This window comes from Pseudokineococcus marinus (genome assembly GCF_013004605.1).
Taxonomy (GTDB): domain Bacteria; phylum Actinomycetota; class Actinomycetes; order Actinomycetales; family Quadrisphaeraceae; genus Pseudokineococcus; species Pseudokineococcus marinus.
Window position 1 is genome coordinate 1 of the sequence record NZ_JABEMA010000206.1, and the last position, 5,592, is coordinate 5,592.

Sequence of the window (5,592 nt, forward strand, 5' to 3'; positions counted from 1 at the left end):
GAGGCCGGCGCCCGGCTCGCGGCCGCCCTCCGGGCGCTGGGCCCCGACGTCGGCTCGACGCTCCGCCAGCGCAGCCGCCTGCGGAGCGGGGCGCCGTGGCCGGGGGACGAGCGGGGTCGGCCCGTGGTGGAGGTCGTGGGGGGCGAGCGCGAGCTGGCGCTGGTCGTCGAGCTCGTCGACACGCTCTACACCGCCGTGGTCGCCGACTCCGTCGGCCCCGTCCCCGTCACCTGGAGCACGGCCCTCGCGGCGGACGACGAGCTGGCGGCCGCTCGGCGCGCGGCGCAGCGTCTGGCTCTCGGCGCGCGCGGCGGCGCCCCGGGGACGGGCGAGGACGACGGGCGCGCGGGGCGCGGCGGCCCCCACTTCGACGTCGTCCTCGACGGCGGCGACACCGCCCGGTCCGGCCTGCTCGCCGCCCTCCGGGGCGACCTCGAGGCCGCGCTCGGGCAGGTCGTGGCTGCTCGGGCCGAGACGGGCTCCCCGTTCTGGCGGACGGCCCGGGGGCTGGACGCCGCTCTCGCCGCCGGCGACGGCGACGCGGCCCGGCGGGCGCTGGAGGAGCACGTCGACCAGCTCTCCCGGGTGCTCGGCGGACCGGTCCGCCCCTCGCCCGACGGCCGCGGGGGCTTCCGCCTCGACGCCTCCACGGTCCGCCGCGCCGCTCCCCTGGCGGGTGCCGCGGCGTTCGAGGCGCTCTCCACGCTGGTGTCCTGGGAGCTGCCCGTGCTGGCGGCCACCGGGGCGGCCGCCCTCCTGAGCGCGGGGGACGCCCTCGCCCCTCGCGCGGCCGCGCTCCCGGGCCGGGCGGCGCGGCGCCGACGGCTGGCGCGGGCGCTGGGCGAGGTCCTCGTGCTGGGGGAGGGGCGGTGACGGACGTCGGTGGGGAGCAGCCCGGCATCCGGCGGGTCCGCGAGCGCACCGTCTGGGCCGGGGACCGCGTCCGCGTGCACGACGACGACGTCGAGCTGGGTCGCTCGCGCCGCCCGGGTCGGCACGTGCGCGTCGAGCACGTCGCCGTCGGCCGGGGGGTCGTGCTCGTCGCCCGCTGGGACGCCCGGGTCGCGCTCGTGCGGACGTACAGCTACCCCCTGGGCACGTGGCTCTGGGGGCTGCCCCGGGGCGGGTCGCACGGAGCCGAGGCCCTGGTGACCGCGGCGGCCGAGCTGCGCGAGGAGACGGGGCTCGACGCGGCGCGCCTCGAGGTCGTCGGGGAGGTGCTCCCCGACCCGGGGCTGCTCGGCGCGCGCGTCGCCGTGGTGCTCGCCGACGTGGTGGGGCCGGGCAGCCCCGAGGACGAGGAGGTCGCCGAGCTGAGGTGGCTCGACCGAGCCGGTCTCGTCGGGGCGGTCGCCGCTGGCGAGGTCGCCGACGGCCTGAGCCTCGGCGCGCTGGCGCTGGCGGCCGCGCGCGGGCTCCTCGCCCGCGGCGAGCCGTGAGGGCCGCGCCGTCCCGACCCCCTCAGGCGGCGGCGCGCTCGCGCGACCGGCGCCCCTGGCGGGCGGCGCGGCGGTCGGACACCGGCTCGTCGTGCAGGAGGGCGAGGACGGCCGCCTCGACGTCGCCGTGCGTGGCGGGCTCGCCGGGCTCGACGTCACCGCCGAGGAGCCCGAGCGCGTTCTCGATGGTCACGCCGTCCTCGAAGAGGTCGACGACGCGCGGGTCGACGTAGCTGCTGCGGGCGACCGTCGGGGTGTTGCCGAGGTACATGGAGACCTCCTGCATGGCCCGGCTGACGGCCCGCTTGCGCGCCGTCGCCGACGTCGCCGCGTTGGTCGAGACGGCGAGGGCCACGGCGGCGAGAACGGTGGCGTGCCAGGTGCGGAAGTCCTTGGCCGAGACGTCGCCGCCGACGACCTCCTTGACGTAGGCGTTGATCTCGGTGCTCGTGATGTCGTGCCAGCCGGCGCGGTCCTTCCACGCCAGGAGGTCGTCCGTGCGCGGCCCCCGGCGCCGGCGCAGCGTCTGGACGGCGTCGATGACGTCGGCGTCGGCGACGGCGATGTGCCGGTCCTTGCCGGACTTGGCGACGTAGTCGAAGACGATCTGGTCGCCCTCGACGCCCACGTGCTGCTTCTCGATGGTGGCGAGGCCGAAGCTGCCGTTCGCCTCGGCGTAGCTCTCGCCGCCGATGCGGAAGAAGCCGAGGTCGAGCAGCCGGAAGGCGGTGGCGAGCGCGCGCTCTCGCGGCATGCCCGGCTGCCGCAGGTCGCGGGCGACGCGCTCGCGCGCCGCGGGCAGCCGCTCGGCGACCTCGAGGACCCGGTCGTGCTTGGCGCGGTCGCGCTGGCGGCGCCACTCGTCGTGGTAGCGGTACTGGCGGCGCCCGGCGGCGTCGGTGCCGACGACCTGGATGTGGCCGTTGGGCCACGGGCAGATCCACACGTCCGTCCACGCGGGCGGGATGACGAGCTCCGCGCAGCGCGCCCGCGCGTCGGGGGCGAGCGGCTCGCCGAGCGCGTCGAGGTACCGGAAGCCCTTCCCGTGCTTCACGCGGGTCCACCCCGGGTCGTTGGGGGAGGACGTGCGCAGGCGCGGCATGCCCCGATGGTCGGGCGGCGCCGGTCGGCGCGCGAGCCGGCGCGGTCCCGGATGCTGGACCTGAAGTGAGTCGGTCGGAATGGTGCTTACGCTGGCGGGGTTGCTGGAGCCGCTCGCTCGAGCCCGCCGCCCGGCAGGCTCCGCTGCCCGTCGACCCGAGGGACGCCCGCCCATGAACGCCGTTCCCCCCGCCGCCGCCGGCGCGCCGGCGCGCCCGGCCCGTCCCGCCCGCGCCGCCCGACCCCAGGGCCAGTGGGCGGTCGACGGCACGGCGCCGCTCAACCACAACGAGCAGTTCAAGCAGGACGACCCCGCGCTCAACGTCCGACGGCGGGTCGAGGAGGTGTACGCGAAGGAGGGCTTCGCGAGCATCGACCCCGACGACCTGCGCGGCCGGCTGCGCTGGTGGGGGCTGTACACCCAGCGCAAGCCCGGCATCGACGGCGGGCGGACGGCGCAGCTCGAGCCGCACGAGCTCGAGGACGAGTACTTCATGATGCGCGTGCGCGTGGACGGCGGGGCGCTCACCACCGAGCAGCTGCGCGTCGTCGCCGGCGTCTCCACCGAGTTCGCCCGCGGCACCGCCGACATCAGCGACCGGCAGAACGTCCAGCTGCACTGGGTGCGCATCGAGGACGTCCCGGAGATCTGGCGCCGCCTCGAGGCCGTCGGGCTCTGGACCACGGAGGCCTGCGGCGACTGCCCGCGCGTCATCCTCGGCTCGCCGGTGGCGGGCGTGGCGGCCGACGAGCTGCTCGACCCCACGCCGCAGATCGAGGAGATCCAGCGCCGCTGGATCGGCGACCCCGAGCTGGCCAACCTGCCCCGCAAGTTCAAGTCGGCGATCACCGGCCACCCGAGCCAGGACGTCGTGCACGAGATCAACGACGTCTCGTTCGTCGCGGTCGAGCACCCCGAGCTCGGCCTCGGGTACGACCTCTTCGTCGGCGGCGGCCTCTCGACGACGGCGCGGCTGGCCTCGCGCCTCGGGGCCTTCGTGCGCCCCGACGAGGTGCCCGAGGTCTGGCACGCGGTGGTCCAGGTCTTCCGCGACTACGGCTACCGCCGCCTGCGCAACAAGGCGCGCCTGAAGTTCCTCCTCGCGGACTGGGGCGCCGAGCGCTTCCGGCAGGTCCTGCAGGACGAGTACCTCCACCGTGCGCTGCCCGACGGCCCCCCGCCGCCGCCGCCCGTCGGCAGCGGCGACCACGTCGGCGTCCACCCGCAGAAGGACGGGCGCCGCTACGTCGGCGTCGCCCCGTCGGTGGGGCGGGTCAGCGGCGAGGTGCTCGCCGGCGTCGCCGACCTCGCCGAGGCCCACGGCAGCCACCGCGTGCGGCTGACACCGCACCAGAAGCTCGTCGTCCTCGACGTGCCGGCCGACGAGGTCGAGGAGGTCGTGGACGGGCTCGCCGCCCTGGGCCTCGAGGCGCGGCCGAACCTCTTCCGCCGCACGACGATGGCGTGCACGGGCATCGAGTACTGCAAGCTCGCCATCGTCGAGACGAAGGCCACGGCGACGCGCGCCGCCGCCGAGCTCGACGAGCGCCTCGCCGACGTGCAGGCGGGCCTGCCGGCACCGGTGCGCCTGCACGTCAACGGCTGCCCCAACTCCTGCGCGCGCATCCAGACCGCCGACATCGGCCTCAAGGGCCAGCTCGTCGCGGGCGACGACGGCGAGCAGGTGCCAGGCTTCCAGGTGCACCTCGGGGGCGGGCTCGCCTCCGCGGACCGGGAGGAGGCCGGGCTGGGACGCACCGTGCGCGGCCTCAAGGTCACCGCGGACGACCTCGTCGAGTACGTCGAGCGGGTCGTCCGGCGCTACGACGCGGGCCGCGACGGCGACGAGACCTTCGCGACGTGGGCCCACCGGGTCGACGAGGAGGAGCTGCGATGACCGCGCAGGGCGTCGAGCGGGGCACCGACAGGGGCGTGGCGCGGCCGCGCCGCCACGGCGCCGCTCCCGGCGACGCCTCCGGCGTCGGGTCCGGGCCCAGCACGGACCCGGACGTCGCCCCCGCCACCGAGCAGGTCGCCCACGAGCAGGCGCCCGCGGCCGGGCCGGCGCGGCGGCGCACCCGCACGGAGGCCGAGCTGCGCGCCCTGGCCGAGGAGGGGCAGCGCCGCTTCGGCGACGCCCGCGGCGTCGACGGCGCCCTCGCCGTGCTCGGCTGGGTCGCCGAGGAGCTCGGCGACGGCGTCGCGGTGGCCTCCTCGATGGCCAACGCCGTCCTCCCGCACCTGGCGTCGCGCGCCCGTCCCGGTGTGGACGTGCTCTTCCTCGAGACGGGCTACCACTTCGCCGAGACCCTCGGCACGCGCGACGCGGTGGCGCAGACGATGGACGTGCGCGTCGTCGACGTCCGGGCCGCCCTCACGGTGCCCGAGCAGGACGCCCGGTACGGCGCGCGCCTGCACGACCGCGACCCGGGGCTGTGCTGCGCGATGCGCAAGGTCGAGCCGCTGCGGGCGGCGCTCGCGGGCTACGACGCCTGGGTCACGGGCGTGCGGCGCGAGGAGACCTCCACGCGCACCGGGGCGCCGGTCGTCCAGTTCGACGAGAAGCACGGGCTCGTCAAGGTCAACCCCATCGCGGCGTGGTCGTGGGACGAGCTCGTCGGCTACGCCGAGGAGCACGGCGTCCTGCTCAACCCGCTGCTGCTCGACGGGTTCCCCTCGATCGGCTGCGCCCCGTGCACCCAGCGGGTCGAGCCCGGAGCCGACCCGCGGTCGGGCCGCTGGGCCGGGCTCGGCAAGACCGAGTGCGGGATCCACACCTGAGCCGCCCGCGGCGCGGGCTCCGGCTGGCACGCTCCAGCGCGTGAGCGACCTCCTCCCGCTGTCCCTGCGCGTCGAGGGCCGCCGCGTCGTCGTCGTGGGCGGCGGCGCGGTGGCCGCGCGCAGCGTCGACGGGCTGCTCGCGGCGGGCGCAGCCTGGTCCTCGGGACCGAGGGCTTCATCGAGCAGCGCAAGTACATGAACATCGGCACGCAGGACGGCCCGGGACACCTGTTCCTCGCGAACGGCGAGGGGGAGCGGCACGTCCGGGTG

General features: G+C 77.0%; 5 protein-coding genes and 1 pseudogene. 5 read left to right on the top strand and 1 reads right to left on the bottom strand.

The window, feature by feature from the left end:
- Window positions 1-873, top strand: a pseudogene (locus tag HLB09_RS12190) (hypothetical protein); the annotation flags it as partial.
- A complete protein-coding gene (locus HLB09_RS12195) occupies window positions 870-1,439 on the top strand; it encodes an NUDIX hydrolase (RefSeq protein ID WP_171203634.1) in 570 nt (189 codons plus the stop codon). The pseudogene HLB09_RS12190 and the gene HLB09_RS12195, both read left to right, overlap by 4 nt.
- Before the next feature lie 22 nt (window positions 1,440-1,461).
- On the opposite strand, the gene HLB09_RS12200 is transcribed toward HLB09_RS12195, so the two are convergent.
- On the bottom strand, window positions 1,462-2,541 hold the full coding sequence (locus HLB09_RS12200; RefSeq protein ID WP_171203635.1) for a DNA topoisomerase IB: 1,080 nt from the start codon (window positions 2,539-2,541) through the stop codon (window positions 1,462-1,464).
- A 172-nt stretch (window positions 2,542-2,713) separates the two neighbouring features.
- On the opposite strand from HLB09_RS12200, the gene HLB09_RS12205 reads away from it, so the two are divergent.
- From HLB09_RS12205 to HLB09_RS12215, 3 genes are read left to right on the top strand one after another with little or no spacing between them, the layout of a single operon-like run.
- Window positions 2,714-4,438 (top strand): nitrite/sulfite reductase, encoded by a 1,725-nt coding sequence (locus HLB09_RS12205; protein WP_171203636.1) that lies wholly within the window; start codon window positions 2,714-2,716, stop codon window positions 4,436-4,438.
- Entirely contained in the window at window positions 4,435-5,322 is an 888-nt protein-coding gene (locus HLB09_RS12210) for a phosphoadenylyl-sulfate reductase (RefSeq protein WP_171203637.1), read from the top strand. The genes HLB09_RS12205 and HLB09_RS12210 overlap by 4 nt, the downstream gene beginning before the upstream one ends.
- Before the next feature lie 40 nt (window positions 5,323-5,362).
- The gene (locus HLB09_RS12215; protein ID WP_171203638.1) at window positions 5,363-5,521 is read left to right on the top strand and encodes an NAD(P)-dependent oxidoreductase; all 159 of its coding nucleotides are present in this window, start codon (window positions 5,363-5,365) and stop codon (window positions 5,519-5,521) included.
- Window positions 5,522-5,592 lie beyond the last annotated feature (71 nt).

Coding starts and splice junctions, on each gene's coding strand:
- HLB09_RS12200 (WP_171203635.1), bottom strand. CDS start 2,541: ATGCCGCGCCTGCGCACGTCCTCCCCCAACGACCCGGGGTGGACCCGC.
- HLB09_RS12205 (WP_171203636.1), top strand. CDS start 2,714: ATGAACGCCGTTCCCCCCGCCGCCGCCGGCGCGCCGGCGCGCCCGGCC.
- HLB09_RS12210 (WP_171203637.1), top strand. CDS start 4,435: ATGACCGCGCAGGGCGTCGAGCGGGGCACCGACAGGGGCGTGGCGCGG.